Consider the following 14,574-nt stretch of genomic DNA (forward strand, 5'->3'; position numbering starts at 1 on the left):
TTTCTGATGTACGGTGTGATGGCGCGCCGCCAGCGGTCGTGGCGGCGCAGGTCCGGCGCTGATCTGGCGCGGGTCAGAGCGTGGCCAGGACCCCGGTGCTGGCCTGGATCGCGCTGCGCCGGTGATAGAAGTGCAGGGCGCGCAAGCCGCCCAGTTCCTCGCCGCCGCCCGCGCGGCCCGGGCCGCCGTGCAGCGATTGCGGCATGACGTTGCCGTGGCCGGTGTGCAGCTGCGCTACGTCGGGTGAGATCACGTGCACGCGGCCATGGCTGTCGGCCAGCTCCACCGCGGCAGCGCCCAGTGCGCCGGCGTCGCTGCCATAGAGCGATGCCACCAGGGAGCCCTGGCCCCGGCGCACCAGCGCCAGTGCATGCGTGGTATCGCGGTACGGCATCAGCGTGGCCACCGGGCCGAAGACTTCGGTGTCATGCACTACGTTCGCGCTATCCGCATCGCGGGCGCCGAGCAGGGTGGGGCCGATGCAGCAGGACACCGCAGGATCGGCATCCACCAGCGCTTGCTGCGCGCCCTCATGCAGCACCTGCGCATGCGCGCGCAGTTCCGCGAGACCGTCACGCACTGCCCTGAGCTGCGCGCGGCTGACCAGCGCGCCCATGCGCACGGCGTCGTTGCGCGGATTGCCGACGGTCACTTTCGACAGCCGCGCCTCGATTGCCTCTGCGGCCTGCCCGTACATCGCCTCGGGCACGAATACGCGCCGGATCGCCGTACATTTCTGGCCCGACTTGACCGTCATCTCGCGCAAGACTTCTTTCACCAGCAGCTCGAAAGCGGCGCTGTCAGGCCCATCCGCCGGCAGCAGAACCGCCGAGTTGATGCTGTCCGCCTCGATATTCACGCGCACCGAGCGTTGCGTGACGGCGGGGTGCGAGCGGATGACCGCCGCCGTCTCCGCTGAGCCGGTGAAGGACACCACGTCGAACGGCTGAAGCTGGTCCAGCAAGCCGGCCGAGCTGCCGCACACCACGGACAGGCTGCCTGCCGGCAGGATGCGGGCCTCGACCACGTCGCGCACCATGCGCTGGGTCAGCCATGCGGTGGCAGTGGCGGGTTTGACGATCACCGGCACGCCGGCCAGCAGTGCGGGCGCGGCCTTTTCCCACAAGCCCCAGCTCGGGAAATTGAAGGCGTTGATGAACAGCGCCACGCCGCGCGTGGGCACCAGCACGTGCTGCGACTGGAACAGCGGATCCTTGCCGAGCCGCGCGGCCTCGCCATCGAGCAGGTAGTGCCGGTCGCCGAGCGAGTCGCCCAGCTTCGCGTAGGTGCCCAGCGTGAAGATGCCACCGTCGATATCGACGGCCGAATCGTTCTTCACGGTGCCGCTGTTGGCGGTGGCGATCTCGTAATAGGCGTCGCGGTTGGCTTGCAGGACCTTGACGGTCTCGGCCAGCAGCGCGGCGCGCTGGCGGTAGGTCAGCGCGCGCAGTGCGGCGCCGCCCTGCTCGCGGGCAAAGGCGAAGCCCGCCGCCAGGTCGAGCCCGGTGGCGTCCACGCGCACCAGCTCGTCACCCAGCACCGGATCGGACAATGGCGTGCCGGCACCGCTGCCGGTCTGCCATTGGCCGCCAAGATAATTGGAAAGCAGTTCGGTCATGACGGATCTCAGCGCGTGAAGTCGATGCGGCCTTCCGGCAGCAGGTAGAGCACCAGCGCGCGGCCGTTGCTGACGGTGGGGCGATGGGCGCTGCCCGGCGGGCAGACCAGCCATCCGGCCGGGCGGCCGTCGAACTGCGCATCGCCTTCGAGCGGCATGATCAGGTCGACCTCGCCATTGGGGTGCGTATGGTGCGGACCGGCAATGTCCTGCATGTCCACCACGTCCACGGAAAAACCATGCAGGTCGGCGGCGGGCTTGAAGATGCGGCCGTAGCGGATGCCGCCGCCTTCGCGGTCGCACAGCCAGCCTTCGGCAACGCCGGCTTCGCAGGCTAGTTTCAGGCTCTGGTAAGTCGGGCTGCCGACGCCGTGTTCGGCATTCAGCCAGGCGTCCAGCGCGGCATCCAGGGGCCGGCCGGCGAGCTGTGCCGTCAGCTGCGCAATCCGGGCGCGAAGTTCAGTGGGGGACATATCGGGGGCTCCGTTAGGCTCAGCCGGGTTGCTAACCAAGGCTTCATGCATTATTGTGCATGTATGAAAAATAGGGCCACCGAGAAATCATGTCAAGCACTATATTGCATGAACCCGGGTTAACACTCGACGCCGACCTGCATAATGATTCCGGTGATCGCGGCGAGTCCGATGGCGCGGGCAACGGAAAGAACCAGTTCCTGGTCGCGCTGGGCGAGCGTGTGCGCGAGCTGCGCTCCCGGCGCGGCCTGACGCGCAAGGCCACGGCGCAGGCGGCGGGGGTGTCGGAGCGGCACCTGGCCAACCTGGAATATGGCAGCGGCAACGCTTCCATCCTGGTGCTGCAGCACATCGCCAGCGCCTTGCAGTGTTCGCTGGCGGGGCTGCTCGGCGACGTGACGACATCGTCGCCCGAGTGGGTCCTGTTGCGGGAATTGCTGGAGAACCGCGACGAAGCCACGCTGCGCCGCGTGCGCATCGCCGTCGGCGAAATGCTGGGCACCGGCGGCGAGAACGCGGAGCAGGCCGCGCGCAGTCCGCGCGTGGCGCTGATGGGGCTGCGCGGCGCGGGCAAGACCACGCTGGGCGGGATGCTGGCCGAAGATCTTGGCTTTCCGTTCGTGGAACTGAGCCGCGAGATTGAGCAGTTCGCCGGCTGCAGCATCTCGGAAATCCAGGGCCTGTATGGCATGAATGCGTACCGGCGCTACGAGCGGCGCGCGTTGGAAGAGGCCATCCAGATCTATCCCGAGGCGGTGATCGCCACGCCCGGCGGGCTGGTGTCCGATCCCGCCACGTTCAATCTCTTGCTGGCCCACTGCACCACCGTCTGGCTGCAGGCCGACCCGGAAGACCATATGAGCCGGGTGCAGGCGCAGGGCGATTTCCGGCCGATGGCGGCCAGCAAGGAGGCCATGGAGGATCTGCGCCACATTCTGTCCGGCCGTGCGGCCTTCTACTCCAAGGCGGAATTTACGCTGAATACCAGTACGCAGCCGCTGGAACCGACCTTTGTGGCGCTAAGGGAGCTCGTGCGCAACGCACTGCGCATGCCGGCCTGACCCCAGCAAAAAACTGCACAATACTGCTTGCATCGAGTCTGGTTGATGAACTATAGTTCGTATAACCAGACCCCGATCAATGCATTATCGTGCAGTTTCGCTGAGGAGACACCGCCGTGAACGCCACCGCCCCCCGCGTCGACTATCAGACCGACCCCTCCCAATACCATCACCTGAAGCTGAAGTTCGAGGGCTCTGTCGCCACGCTGGCGGTGGACATCGACGAGAACGCGGGCCTGCGCCCCGGCTACAAGCTCAAGCTGAACAGCTACGACCTTGGCGTCGACATCGAGCTGAACGACGCGGTCAACCGCATCCGCTTCGAGCATCCGGAAGTGCGCACCGTCGTTGTCACCAGCGGCAAGGACAAGGTGTTCTGCTCGGGCGCCAATATCTTCATGCTGGGCGTGAGCAGCCATGCGTGGAAGGTGAATTTCTGCAAGTTCACCAATGAAACCCGCAACGGCCTGGAGGATTCCTCGAAGCACAGCGGCCTGAAGTTCCTGGCCGCGGTCAACGGCGCCTGCGCCGGCGGCGGCTATGAACTGGCGCTGGCCTGCGACGAGATCATCCTGGTGGACGACCGCTCGTCGGCCGTCAGCCTGCCGGAAGTGCCGCTGCTGGGCGTACTGCCCGGCACTGGCGGCCTGACCCGCGTGACCGACAAGCGCCACGTGCGCCATGACCTGGCCGATATCTTCTGCACCACCACCGAAGGCGTGCGCGGCCAGCGTGCCAAGGAATGGCGCCTGGTGGACGACATCGCCAAGCCCGCCGTGTTCGCGCAGAAGGTGCAGGAGCGCGCGCTGGCGCTGGCCGCGCAGAGCGACCGCCCGGCCGATGCAAAGGGCGTGGCGCTGGCTCCGATCGGGCGCACCATCGAAGCCGACGCGCTGCGCTATATGCACATGACGGTAGAGATCGACCGCGCCGGCCGCACCGCCACCTTCACGGTGAAGGCGCCCACCGGCAAGCAGCCGCAAAGCATCGACGAGATCGTGGCAGCCGGCGCCTCGTGGTATCCGCTGCAATTGGCGCGCGAACTCGAAGACGCCATTCTGTCGATGCGCACCAACGAGCTCGATATCGGCACCTGGCTGATCAAGACCAACGGCGATGCCGCCGCGGTGCTGGCCACCGACGCCACGCTGCTGGCGCACAAGAACCACTGGCTCGTGCGCGAGACCATCGGCCTGCTGCGCCGCACGCTGAGCCGTCTGGACGTGTCCTCGCGCAGCCTCTTCGCGCTGATCGAGCCGGACTCCTGCTTTGCCGGCACCTTCCTCGAACTGGCGCTGGCCTGCGACCGCAGCTACCACCTGGCGCTGCCGGACGATGAAGCGCGCGCGCCGAAGATCACCGTGGCGGAAGTCAATTTCGGCCTCTATCCGATGGTCACCGGCCAGAGCCGGCTGGGACGGCGCTTCTACGATGAGCAGCCCGCGCTGGATGCGGTGCGTGCAAAGGCCGGTCAGCCGCTCGATGCCGATGCGGCCTACGCGCTGGGCCTGGTCACCGCCAACCCCGACGACATCGACTGGACCGACGAAGTGCGCATCGCGCTGGAAGAACGCGTGGCGATGTCGCCCGATGCGCTGACCGGCATGGAAGCCAATCTGCGCTTCAACGGCCAGGAAAACATGTTCACCCGCATCTTCGGCCGCCTGACCGCCTGGCAGAACTGGATCTTCCAGCGCCCCAACGCCGTGGGCGAGAAGGGCGCGCTCAAGGTCTACGGCAAGGGCGACAAGGCTGCCTTCGACTGGAACCGCGTCTGATCCGACGCCAAACGAAACTCGAATCGTCCCCCCAAGGAGACCACCATGTCCGGCATCAACTACAGCGACAAGATCCCCAACAACGTCAACCTGAGCGAAGACCGCACGCTGCAGCGCGCGCTCGAACAGTGGCAGCCCAACTACCTGAGCTGGTGGAACGACATGGGCCCGGAAGGCTCGCACACCCATGACATCTACCTGCGCACCGCTATCAGCGTGGATCCGCAGGGCTGGGCGCACTTCGGCCACGTCAGGATGCCGGACTACCGCTGGGGCATCTTCCTGAACCCGGCCGAAGCCAGCCGCAAGATCCATTTCGGCGACCACAAGGGCCAGGACGCCTGGCAGGACGTGCCCGGCGAATACCGCGCCAACCTGCGCCGCATCATCGTCACGCAGGGCGACACCGAGCCCGCATCGGTCGAGCAGCAGCGCCACCTGGGCCTGACCGCGCCCAGCATGTACGACCTGCGCAACCTGTTCCAGGTGAACGTGGAAGAGGGCCGCCACCTGTGGGCGATGGTCTACCTGCTGCACAAGTACTTCGGCCGCGACGGCCGCGAGGAAGGCGAAGCGCTGCTGGAGCGCCGCAGCGGCCAGCAGGACAACCCGCGCATCCTGCAGGCGTTCAACGAGCAGACGCCCGACTGGCTGTCGTTCTTCATGTTCACCTACTTCACCGACCGCGACGGCAAGTTCCAGCTGTGCGCGCTCGCTGAAAGCGCCTTCGATCCGCTGGCCCGCACCACGAAGTTCATGCTGACCGAAGAAGCCCACCACATGTTCGTGGGCGAGTCCGGCGTATCGCGCGTGATCCAGCGCACCTGCCAGGTGATGAACGAACTGAAGACCGATGATCCGGCGAAGCTGCGCGCGGCCGGCGTGATCGACCTGCCAACGCTGCAGCGCTACCTGAACTTCCACTACAGCGTGACCATCGACCTGTTCGGCGCGGATGAGTCCAGCAACGCCGCCACCTTCTACAGCACCGGCCTCAAGGGCCGCTATGAAGAAGGCAAGCGCATGGACGACCACGTGCTCAAGGGCCAGACCTACCGCATTCTGCAGGCTCAGGGCGGGCAACTGACCGAGAAGGAAGTGCCGATGCTCAACGCGCTCAACGAGGTGCTGCGCGACGACTACATCAAGGACAGCATGGGCGGCGTGGAGCGCTGGAACAAGGTCATCGAGAAGGCCGGCATCCCGTTCCGCCTGAAGGTGCCGCACAAGGCGTTCCACCGCAATATCGGTGCGCTGGCCGGCGTGAAGGTGTCGCCGGACGGCCGCGTGATCTCCGACATGGAATGGCGCGACAACGTCGACCAGTGGCTGCCGAGCGATGGCGACCGCGCCTTCGTCGCCAGCCTCATGGGCCGCGTGGTGGAGCCGGGCAAGTTCGCCAACTGGATCGCGCCGCCGGTCATGGGCATCAACCGCCAGCCGGTGGATTTCGAGTACGTGCGGTTTAACTGAGCCACGGGCTTATCAATCGCTCCCTGTTTGCTCCCCTCTCCCGCTTGCGGGAGAGGGGCCGGGGGAGAGGGCAGGCGCGGCAACGAAGCGCCGCTGCAACAACGATCCTCACCCCGAGCCCCCCGATTCTGTGGAGACCGCCATGGACATGGCAGAAATTCAAGTCATCAGGCAGCACCTGATCGATCCCGAGATCTGCATTCGCTGCAATACCTGCGAAGCCACCTGCCCGGTAGGAGCGATCACGCACGATTCACGCAACTACGTGGTCGATGCCGACAAGTGCAACCTGTGCATGGCCTGCATTTCCCCGTGCCCGACCGGCTCGATCGACAACTGGCGCGCGATGCCGCGCCTTCGCGCCTACAGCATCGAAGAGCAACTGAGCTGGGATGCGCTGCCGGAAGAGCTGTCGCCGGAGCAACTGGCTGACCTGGCGCCGGGCGCTGTCATGGAAACCGCTGCGCCTGAGGTGGCCACCGCCACATCGCCGCTGGCGGGCACGGGCGAGGAGGTCTTCAACAGCACCCGCTACGGCGCCACCGTGCCGCCGTGGTCGGCCGCGCATGCCTATACCAACCTGTATGGCGCGAAATCCGCGCAGAAGACCATCACTGCGACGGTCACCGGCAATGTGCGCGTGACGGAAGTCGGCCGTGAATACGATACCCACCACATCGTGCTCGATTTCGGCGTCACGCCGTTCCCGGTGCTGGAAGGGCAGTCCATTGGCATCGTGCCGCCCGGCACCGATGCCAGCGGCAAGCCGCATCACGCTCGCCAGTACTCGATTGCCAGCCCGCGCAACGGCGAGCGGCCGGGCTACAACAACCTGTCGCTGACCATCAAGCGCGTGCTGGAAGACCACGAGGGCAACCCCGTGCGCGGCGTGGCCTCCAACTACATGTGCGACCTGCAGGTGGGCGACAAGGTCGAAGTGATCGGCCCGTTTGGCGCCAGCTTCCTGATGCCCAACCACCCGCGCTCGAACATCGTGATGATCTGCACGGGCACCGGCAGCGCCCCGATGCGCGCCATGACCGAATGGCGCCGCCGGCTGCGCAAGTCCGGCAAGTTCGATGGCGGCAAGCTGATGCTGTTCTTCGGCGCGCGCACCCGGGAAGAGTTGCCGTACTTCGGTCCGCTGCAGAACCTGCCCAAGGACTTCATCGACATCAACCTGGCGTTCTCGCGCACCCAGGGGCAGCCCAGGCGCTATGTGCAGGACCTGATGCGCGAGCGCGCGGCTGACCTGGCGGCGCTGCTGGCCAGCCCCGACACGCACTTCTACGTGTGCGGACTCAAGAGCATGGAAGAGGGCGTGGTGCTGGCGCTGCGCGACGTGGCGCAGCAGGCGGGGCTGTCATGGGAGGCGCTGGCTGATGGTCTGAAGCGCGAGGGACGGCTGCATCTGGAGACTTACTGAAGCGCCGCCGCGACTAGCACTATCGTCACTCGCAATCGCTCCCCTCTCCCGCCTGCGGGAGAGGGGTGGGGGAGAGGGCAGGAGCGCCCACGAAGTCAGGCGATATCATGCTTGCCACACGTCTGCCCTCACCCCCGGCCCCTCTCCCGCGCGCGGGAGAGGGGAGCAAACCGGCCGGCTGCGAAGCGTCAGCTGTGCGTAAAGCGCTTGTCCAATTCACGCTTCGCGTCCAGCAGCGCGCCATCTGCCACCTCAATCACTCCGTGCAGATAATCTTCGCTCGCATCCAGCAACGCCGAATACATCCCACTACACATCCCCCGCGCCGTCCGCCCCGGCCAGTCCTGCGGCAGCAACTCTTCCGGCAGGTTGGGATCGCGCAGCAGTACGCGCCGGTATTCATGCACCAGCAGTGTCCGCACAAAGAAGGCATCCGCCGGCGCCAGCTGCGCGGCTTCCTCCGCCATCGGTGAAAAGCGCCGCAGCAGCGCCTGCCATGCGGCGGCCACGTCGCCCAGTCTGAAGGTCTGGTGCATCAGCGCCTGCAGTGGACGGGGCGAGAACGCTTCCAGGCTGCGCGCCTCCATCACCGCCACATACTCCTGCGCGTGTGCCGCCTGCACGATCTCGCGCAGTGACGCCAGGTCGGCATTCGGGTGTGCCAGTACCCCCGGTGCAATCGCACCGAACCCCTCCCACAGCAATTCGCGCTTCAGGCGCTGCCGGATCGTGGCGCGCACGTCACTGCGCGCGAGCACCAGGGTCCAGCGACCGTCCCATTCGGGCGCCTCGCCCGCATAGATGCGCTTGCCGGCGTGCAAAACGCGCTGCAGACCCGCCTCTGACAGCCCGTAGTAGCTGCGCCGCCCGATCCGCGTGGCGGCCAGCCAGTCGTCGGCGGTCAGGCGAAAGGTGGCGGTGCGCACCAGCCGGTCATTGATGCCGAACGGCGCTGCCAGCCGGATCAGGCTGCCCAGCCAGATCGCCTGAGGCCGGGGTGCGACCACGTCGCCGAACAGCGTCACCAGCATGGAATTGGCGCCCAGCTTCAGCCCGCGTGCCAGTCGCGCCACGCGAGGGGAAACCGGATCGGGGTCTGGGGTAGCCATCGGCTGGCCTCCAAAAGTGATACACAAACGTCGATTGCTTGAATCAAATTGTATCACTACCATCCATTTCAACTTACGAGATTGACGCAAATCAAGACGTCGATCACGACCAAAACAGGTGGAGCAGGGAATGTACGCACAGCTGGTGGAGACAGGAGCAACAAGGCTCCGCGCAATGGAAGAGATGGACCCGCAGGAGCGCGAGTTCCAGGCCCGCGTGGACGCCGGCATCAAGATCGAAGCCAAGGACTGGATGCCCGAGGCGTACCGCAAGACCCTGGTCCGCCAGATCTCGCAACACGCCCATTCGGAGATCGTGGGCCAGCTGCCCGAAGGCAACTGGGTCACCCGCGCGCCCACGCTGGAGCGCAAGGCCGTGCTGCTGGCCAAGATCCAGGACGAAGCCGGGCATGGTCTGTACCTGTACAGCGCGGCGGAAACACTGGGCGTCTCGCGCGACCAGATGCTGGGCGACCTGCATACCGGCAAGGCCAAGTATTCGAGCATCTTCAACTACCCGACGCTGAGCTGGGCCGATATCGGCATGATCGGCTGGCTGGTGGACGGCTCGGCCATCATCAACCAGGTGCCGCTGTGCCGCTGCTCGTTCGGCCCCTATGCCCGCGCCATGGTGCGCGTGTGCAAGGAGGAATCGTTCCACCAGCGCCAGGGCTACGACATCCTGCTGGCGCTGTGCAACGGCACGCCCGAGCAGAAGCAGATGGCGCAGGATGCGCTGAACCGCTGGTGGTGGCCGGCGCTGATGATGTTCGGCCCGTCCGACGGTGATTCGCCCAACAGCGCGCAGTCCATGCAATGGCGCATCAAGCTGTTCTCCAACGACGAGCTGCGCCAGAAGATGGTCGACCAGACCGTGCCGCAGGCCGAGTACCTGGGCCTGACCATTCCCGATCCCGAACTGAAGTGGAACGAGGAACGCGGCCACTATGACTCCGGCGAGATCGACTGGTCCGAGTTCTACAACGTCATCCAGGGCAACGGCCCCTGCAACCGCGACCGCCTGCGCACGCGCGTGAAGGCCTGGGACGACGGCGCATGGTTCCGCGACGCCCTGGTGACCCACGCCGACAAGCACGCGCAACAGGCCGCAGCCTGATTCCCGCGGCGTACGGCGCCGCTACCCATCGAACCCGCATCACACAGGAGGTTGCCATGAAAGAGTGGCCGCTTTGGGAGATCTTTATCCGCAGCCAGCACGGCCTGGCCCACAAGCACGTGGGCAGCCTGCACGCGCCCGACGGCGAAATGGCCATCAACAACGCCCGCGACGTCTATACGCGCCGCAACGAGGGCGTCAGCGTCTGGGTGGTGAAGGCCAGCGACGTGGTCGCCAGCAGCCCCGGCGACAAGGGCCCGCTGTTCGAGCCGGCCAACAGCAAGGTCTACCGGCACCCGACGTTCTTCCCGATGCCGGAAGCCGTCAAGCACATCTGATACGGCGCGCATCATGGACAACCACAAGCTCGAATACCTGCTGCGGCTCGGCGACTCCACGCTGGTCCTGGGCCAGCGCCTGTCGGAATGGTGCGGCCGCGGCCCGGCGCTGGAAGAGGATATTGCGCTGACTAATGTCGCGCTCGACCTGGTCGGCCAGACCCGCCTGTGGCTGGGCTACGCCGCCGAGCTGGAGGGCGCGGGCCGCACAGCCGACCAGCTGGCCTACCTGCGCGACGCCCACCAGTTCCTCAACCTGCTGCTGGTGGAGCAGCCCAACGGCAGCTACGCAGACACGCTGGCGCGGCAGTTCCTGTTCGATACCTGGCACTACTTCCAGCTCGAAGGGCTGCAGCGCTCGACCGATGCACGCATCGCCGGGATCGCCGCCAAGTCGCTCAAGGAAGTGACCTACCACGTGCGCCGCAGCGCGGACCTGGTGGTGCGCCTGGGCGACGGCACGGAGGAGAGCCACCGCCGCATGCAGGACGCCTTTGACGACCTGTGGATGTTCACCGGCGAACTGTTTGAATCCGACGCAGCCGATGCAGCGCTGGTGAAAGACGGCGTCGTGCCAGATCCCGAGGCGCTGGCCGCGCCCTGGCAGCGCCACGTGGCCGAAGTGCTGGAAGAAGCCACGCTGCGGCTGCCCGCCGGCACCTGGTCGCAGAGCGGCGGCCGCCACGGCCGCCATACCGAGCACCTCGGCTACCTGCTGGCCGAAATGCAGTTCCTGCAGCGCGCCTATCCGGGCGCCCGCTGGTGAGCGCCATGACTGCGCAAGCGATCGAACGTCCGGCCGTCGAGCAGGTCTGGAGCTGGCTCGACACCGTGCCGGATCCCGAGATCCCGGTGATTTCGGTGGTGGACCTCGGCATCGTGCGCGACGTGGCATGGGTGGACGACGCCTGCGTCGTCACCATCACGCCGACGTATTCAGGCTGCCCGGCCATGACGGTGATTCGCGAGGGCATCGAAAGTGCACTGGCCGCGCATGGCGTGGATGCCGTGCGGGTGCAGACGCAACTGGCGCCGGCCTGGACCACCGACTGGATGACCCCGCGCGGCAAGGCCAGCCTGACTGGCTACGGCATCGCGCCGCCGGCCCAGCGGGTGATCGATATCAGCGGCATCAGCCGCAAGGCGGCGCCGGCGCTGGTGGTGGCCTGCCCGCATTGCGGGTCGCGGCACACGCGGCTGGTCAGCCAGTTCGGCTCGACTGCCTGCAAGGCGCTGTATCGCTGCGGCGACTGCAAAGAGCCGTTCGACTACTTCAAGGCTCACTGAGAAGGAAAGGTGGGGAGATGAGCAAATTCCATGAACTGACCGTAGCCTCGGTCACGCGCGAGACCCGCGATGCCGTGGCGGTGACCTTCGCCGTGCCGGACGAGCTGGCGGATACCTACCGCTACGTGCAGGGCCAGCACCTGACGCTGCGCGCCGGCATCGACGGCGAAGACGTGCGCCGCTCGTACTCGATCTGCGCGGCGGTACAGGACGAACAGCTGCGCGTCGCGATCAAGCGCGTCGACGGCGGCCTGTTCTCCAACTGGGCCAACGAACAGCTGCAGCCCGGCATGACGCTGGAAGTGATGCCGCCGTCCGGCCACTTCCACGTGCCGCTGTCCGCCGCCAACGCGAAGCACTACGTGGCGTTTGCCGCCGGCAGCGGCATCACACCGATGCTCTCGATCATCAGGACTACTCTGCACGCCGAGCCGGACAGCCGCTTCACGCTGTTCTACGGCAACCGCGCGTCGTCTTCCGTGCTGTTCAAGGAAGAGCTGGAAGACCTGAAGGACGCCTACCTGCAGCGCTTCAACCTGGTGTTCGTGCTCAGCCGCGAGCAGCTCGACATCGACCTGTTCAACGGCCGCATCGATGGCGAAAAGGTCAATGCCCTGCTCAAGCACTGGGTGAAGCCGCAGGACATCGACGTTGCCTTCATCTGCGGTCCGCATTCGATGATGGAAGAGGTGTCGCAGGCGCTGATCGCCCACGGCGTCGACAAGACCCGCATCAAGCGCGAGCTGTTCGCCACCAGCATCCCTTCGGCCCGCCCGGCGGCGCACGCGCACAAGCAGGTCGGCCAGCAGCAGTGCGAGGTGACGGTGATCCAGGACGGCCGCACGCGTTCCTTCACGCTGGAGAAGAACAAGGAAACCGTGCTGGACGCCGCGCTGGCGCAGGGCATCGAGCTGCCTTACTCGTGCAAGGGTGGCGTCTGCTCGACCTGCCGCTGCAAGCGCATCGAAGGCGAGGTGGACATGGACGTCAACTTCGCGCTGGAAGACTACGAAGTCGCGCGCGGCTTCATCCTCAGCTGCCAGAGCTACGCCGTCAGCGACAAGCTGGTGATCGATTTCGACCAGGAAACCTGAGGCGTTTCCCGTAGCCGTCCCTGCAAATTCAGAAACAGTATCGCCCCCGGAGCAAGCCGTGTCCCATCCGTTTTTCGAGCGCCACCAGGCGCTGCTGGAACAAGCCAACCAAGCCATTGCCGAACGCGGCTACTGGAGCCCGTTCACCGAAATGCCGAGCCCGAAGGCCTACGGCGAAACTGCCAATGCTGACGGCAAGGCTGCCTTCGAAGCCCGCCTGAACAAGCCGTTCGCGCTGTCGCAGCCGGGCACCGTCGGCCAGGCCGGCAAGGAAGTCTCGCCCTATGGCCCCGAGCTGGGCATCAGCTATCCGAAGCCCGACCTCGACCAGCTCTTTGCCGGCGTTGCCGAAGGCATGCCTGCATGGCGCAAGGCCGGGCCGGAAGCCTGGGTCGGTGTCTCGCTGGAAATCCTGCAGCGCCTGAACCGCCGCAGCTTCGAGATTGCCTACGCGGTGATGCACACCACCGGCCAGGCCTTCATGATGGCTTTCCAGGCCGGTGGCCCGCACGCGCAGGATCGCGGGCTCGAAGCCGTTGCCTACGCCTGGGACGAGCTGCGCCGCATCCCGAAGCAGGCCATCTGGGAAAAGCCGCAGGGCAAGAACGACCCGCTGCGCATGGAAAAGCGCTATAGCGTGGTGCCGCGCGGCGTCGGCCTGGTGATCGGTTGCTGCACCTTCCCGACCTGGAACGGCTATCCGGGCCTGTTCGCCAGCCTGGCGACCGGCAACGCGGTGGTGGTCAAGCCGCACCCCGGTGCCATCCTGCCGCTGGCGATCACCGTCGAGGTGGCACGCGAGGTGCTGCAGGAAGCCGGCTTCGACCCGAACCTGGTCACGCTGGTGGCCAATGACCCGACCGAGCGCATGGCGTCGACGCTTGCGCTGCGCCCGGAAGTGCGGCTGATCGACTTCACCGGCAGCAGCGCCAACGGCGACTGGCTGGAGCGCAACGCGCACCAGGCGCAGGTCTACACCGAGAAGGCCGGCGTCAACCAGATCGTGATCGACTCCACCAGCGACTTCAAGGGCATGGTGCGCAATATCGCCTTCTCGCTGTCGCTGTACTCGGGCCAGATGTGCACGGCGCCGCAGAACATCTACGTGCCGAAGGACGGTATCGACACGCCGGACGGCCACCTCAGCTTCGACCAGGTCGCAGCGGCGATCGGGGAGGGCGTCGTCAAGCTCACCAGCGATGCGGCCAAGGCCGTGGAGCTGCTGGGCGCGATCCAGAACGACGGCGTGGTGCAGCGCATTGAATCGGCGCGCACGCTCGGCGAGATCGTTGCCGACAGCCGTGTGCTCGAGCACCCGGAATTCCCCGGTGCCCGCATCCGCACGCCGCTGGTGCTGAAGGTGGACGCCAGCGATGAGGGCAAGATCATGCAGGAGCTGTTCGGCCCGATCTCGTTCATCGTTGCCACCGACAACACCGCGCACAGCATCGCGCTGGCGCACCGCGGCGCGAAGGAACACGGCGCGCTGACGCTGTCGGCCTACACCACCGATGCCGGCGTGACCGAAGCCATCCGCGACGCCGCCGAAGACGCGGGTGTTGCCCTGTCGCTCAACCTGACCGGCGGTGTGTTCGTCAACCAGTCGGCCGCGTTCAGCGACTTCCATGCCACCGGCGCCAACCCTGCGGCCAATGCCTCGCTGTCGGATGCGGCATTCGTCGCCAACCGCTTCCGCGTGGTGCAGAGCCGTTCCCATATCTAGCACAGCTAGCTTGCAGTCGTAGTACCCCGGCGCCGGCCCCCCCTCGCTTGCGGCGCAATCATAACGAGATGGAGTAG

13 protein-coding genes are annotated in these 14,574 nt (G+C 66.3%); 10 read left to right on the forward strand and 3 right to left on the reverse strand.

From position 1 onward, the window contains the following. Positions 1-73 precede the first annotated feature (73 nt). Positions 74-1,618 carry a 3,4-dehydroadipyl-CoA semialdehyde dehydrogenase gene (locus RM96_RS34815; RefSeq protein WP_039016315.1) on the reverse strand — a complete coding sequence of 515 codons (1,545 nt, stop codon included), beginning with the start codon at positions 1,616-1,618 and terminating at the stop codon, positions 74-76. Positions 1,619-1,626: 8 nt separating this feature from the next. Continuing rightward, positions 1,627-2,091 (reverse strand): DUF4863 family protein, encoded by a 465-nt coding sequence (locus RM96_RS34820; protein WP_039016316.1) that lies wholly within the window; start codon positions 2,089-2,091, stop codon positions 1,627-1,629. Between the two features lie 89 nt (positions 2,092-2,180). Here RM96_RS34820 and RM96_RS34825 point away from each other — a divergent pair, with 89 nt between their 5' ends. From RM96_RS34825 to boxA, 4 genes are all read left to right on the forward strand, one after another. Continuing rightward, positions 2,181-3,152, forward strand: coding sequence for a helix-turn-helix transcriptional regulator (locus RM96_RS34825; protein WP_039016317.1), 972 nt, complete (start codon positions 2,181-2,183; stop codon positions 3,150-3,152). 116 nt (positions 3,153-3,268) lie between these two features. Continuing rightward, positions 3,269-4,930, forward strand: coding sequence for a 2,3-epoxybenzoyl-CoA dihydrolase (gene boxC, locus RM96_RS34830; protein ID WP_039016318.1), 1,662 nt, complete (start codon positions 3,269-3,271; stop codon positions 4,928-4,930). A 45-nt stretch (positions 4,931-4,975) separates the two neighbouring features. After that, positions 4,976-6,403: a benzoyl-CoA 2,3-epoxidase subunit BoxB gene (boxB, locus tag RM96_RS34835; RefSeq protein ID WP_039016319.1), complete on the forward strand. Its 1,428-nt coding sequence runs from the start codon at positions 4,976-4,978 to the stop codon at positions 6,401-6,403. 142 nt (positions 6,404-6,545) lie between these two features. Further along, complete coding sequence (boxA, locus tag RM96_RS34840) at positions 6,546-7,829, forward strand: benzoyl-CoA 2,3-epoxidase subunit BoxA (protein ID WP_039016320.1); 1,284 nt, start codon at positions 6,546-6,548, stop codon at positions 7,827-7,829. 188 nt (positions 7,830-8,017) lie between these two features. Here boxA and paaX read toward each other — a convergent pair whose 3' ends face one another. Next, the gene (gene paaX, locus RM96_RS34845; RefSeq protein ID WP_039016321.1) at positions 8,018-8,938 is read right to left on the reverse strand and encodes a phenylacetic acid degradation operon negative regulatory protein PaaX; all 921 of its coding nucleotides are present in this window, start codon (positions 8,936-8,938) and stop codon (positions 8,018-8,020) included. A 130-nt stretch (positions 8,939-9,068) separates the two neighbouring features. Here paaX and paaA point away from each other — a divergent pair, with 130 nt between their 5' ends. The 6 genes from paaA to paaN are packed head-to-tail and all read left to right on the forward strand — an operon-like array spanning position 9,069 to position 14,497. Next, a complete protein-coding gene (gene paaA, locus RM96_RS34850; protein WP_039016322.1) occupies positions 9,069-10,055 on the forward strand; it encodes a 1,2-phenylacetyl-CoA epoxidase subunit PaaA in 987 nt (328 codons plus the stop codon). A 56-nt stretch (positions 10,056-10,111) separates the two neighbouring features. Next, positions 10,112-10,393 (forward strand): 1,2-phenylacetyl-CoA epoxidase subunit PaaB, encoded by a 282-nt coding sequence (paaB, locus tag RM96_RS34855; protein WP_039016323.1) that lies wholly within the window; start codon positions 10,112-10,114, stop codon positions 10,391-10,393. 13 nt (positions 10,394-10,406) lie between these two features. Further along, a complete protein-coding gene (gene paaC, locus RM96_RS34860; RefSeq protein WP_039016324.1) occupies positions 10,407-11,159 on the forward strand; it encodes a 1,2-phenylacetyl-CoA epoxidase subunit PaaC in 753 nt (250 codons plus the stop codon). Positions 11,160-11,164: 5 nt separating this feature from the next. After that, positions 11,165-11,680, forward strand: coding sequence for a 1,2-phenylacetyl-CoA epoxidase subunit PaaD (gene paaD / locus RM96_RS34865; RefSeq protein ID WP_039016325.1), 516 nt, complete (start codon positions 11,165-11,167; stop codon positions 11,678-11,680). Between the two features lie 17 nt (positions 11,681-11,697). Further along, positions 11,698-12,774, forward strand: coding sequence for a 1,2-phenylacetyl-CoA epoxidase subunit PaaE (gene paaE / locus RM96_RS34870; RefSeq protein WP_039016326.1), 1,077 nt, complete (start codon positions 11,698-11,700; stop codon positions 12,772-12,774). Positions 12,775-12,832: 58 nt separating this feature from the next. After that, a complete protein-coding gene (gene paaN / locus RM96_RS34875) occupies positions 12,833-14,497 on the forward strand; it encodes a phenylacetic acid degradation protein PaaN (protein WP_039016327.1) in 1,665 nt (554 codons plus the stop codon). Positions 14,498-14,574 lie beyond the last annotated feature (77 nt).

It is taken from the genome of Cupriavidus sp. IDO, assembly GCF_000812465.1.
Taxonomy (GTDB): domain Bacteria; phylum Pseudomonadota; class Gammaproteobacteria; order Burkholderiales; family Burkholderiaceae; genus Cupriavidus.

Excerpts from the sequence above, each read along its gene's own strand:
- paaX (WP_039016321.1), bottom strand. The coding sequence starts at position 8,938 with ATGGCTACCCCAGACCCCGATCCGGTTTCCCCTCGCGTGGCGCGACTG.
- boxB (WP_039016319.1), top strand. The coding sequence starts at position 4,976 with ATGTCCGGCATCAACTACAGCGACAAGATCCCCAACAACGTCAACCTG.
- paaD (WP_039016325.1), top strand. The coding sequence starts at position 11,165 with ATGACTGCGCAAGCGATCGAACGTCCGGCCGTCGAGCAGGTCTGGAGC.
- boxA (WP_039016320.1), top strand. The coding sequence starts at position 6,546 with ATGGACATGGCAGAAATTCAAGTCATCAGGCAGCACCTGATCGATCCC.
- paaE (WP_039016326.1), top strand. The coding sequence starts at position 11,698 with ATGAGCAAATTCCATGAACTGACCGTAGCCTCGGTCACGCGCGAGACC.
- paaB (WP_039016323.1), top strand. The coding sequence starts at position 10,112 with ATGAAAGAGTGGCCGCTTTGGGAGATCTTTATCCGCAGCCAGCACGGC.
- paaC (WP_039016324.1), top strand. The coding sequence starts at position 10,407 with ATGGACAACCACAAGCTCGAATACCTGCTGCGGCTCGGCGACTCCACG.
- RM96_RS34825 (WP_039016317.1), top strand. The coding sequence starts at position 2,181 with ATGTCAAGCACTATATTGCATGAACCCGGGTTAACACTCGACGCCGAC.
- RM96_RS34815 (WP_039016315.1), bottom strand. The coding sequence starts at position 1,618 with ATGACCGAACTGCTTTCCAATTATCTTGGCGGCCAATGGCAGACCGGC.
- paaA (WP_039016322.1), top strand. The coding sequence starts at position 9,069 with ATGTACGCACAGCTGGTGGAGACAGGAGCAACAAGGCTCCGCGCAATG.
- RM96_RS34820 (WP_039016316.1), bottom strand. The coding sequence starts at position 2,091 with ATGTCCCCCACTGAACTTCGCGCCCGGATTGCGCAGCTGACGGCACAG.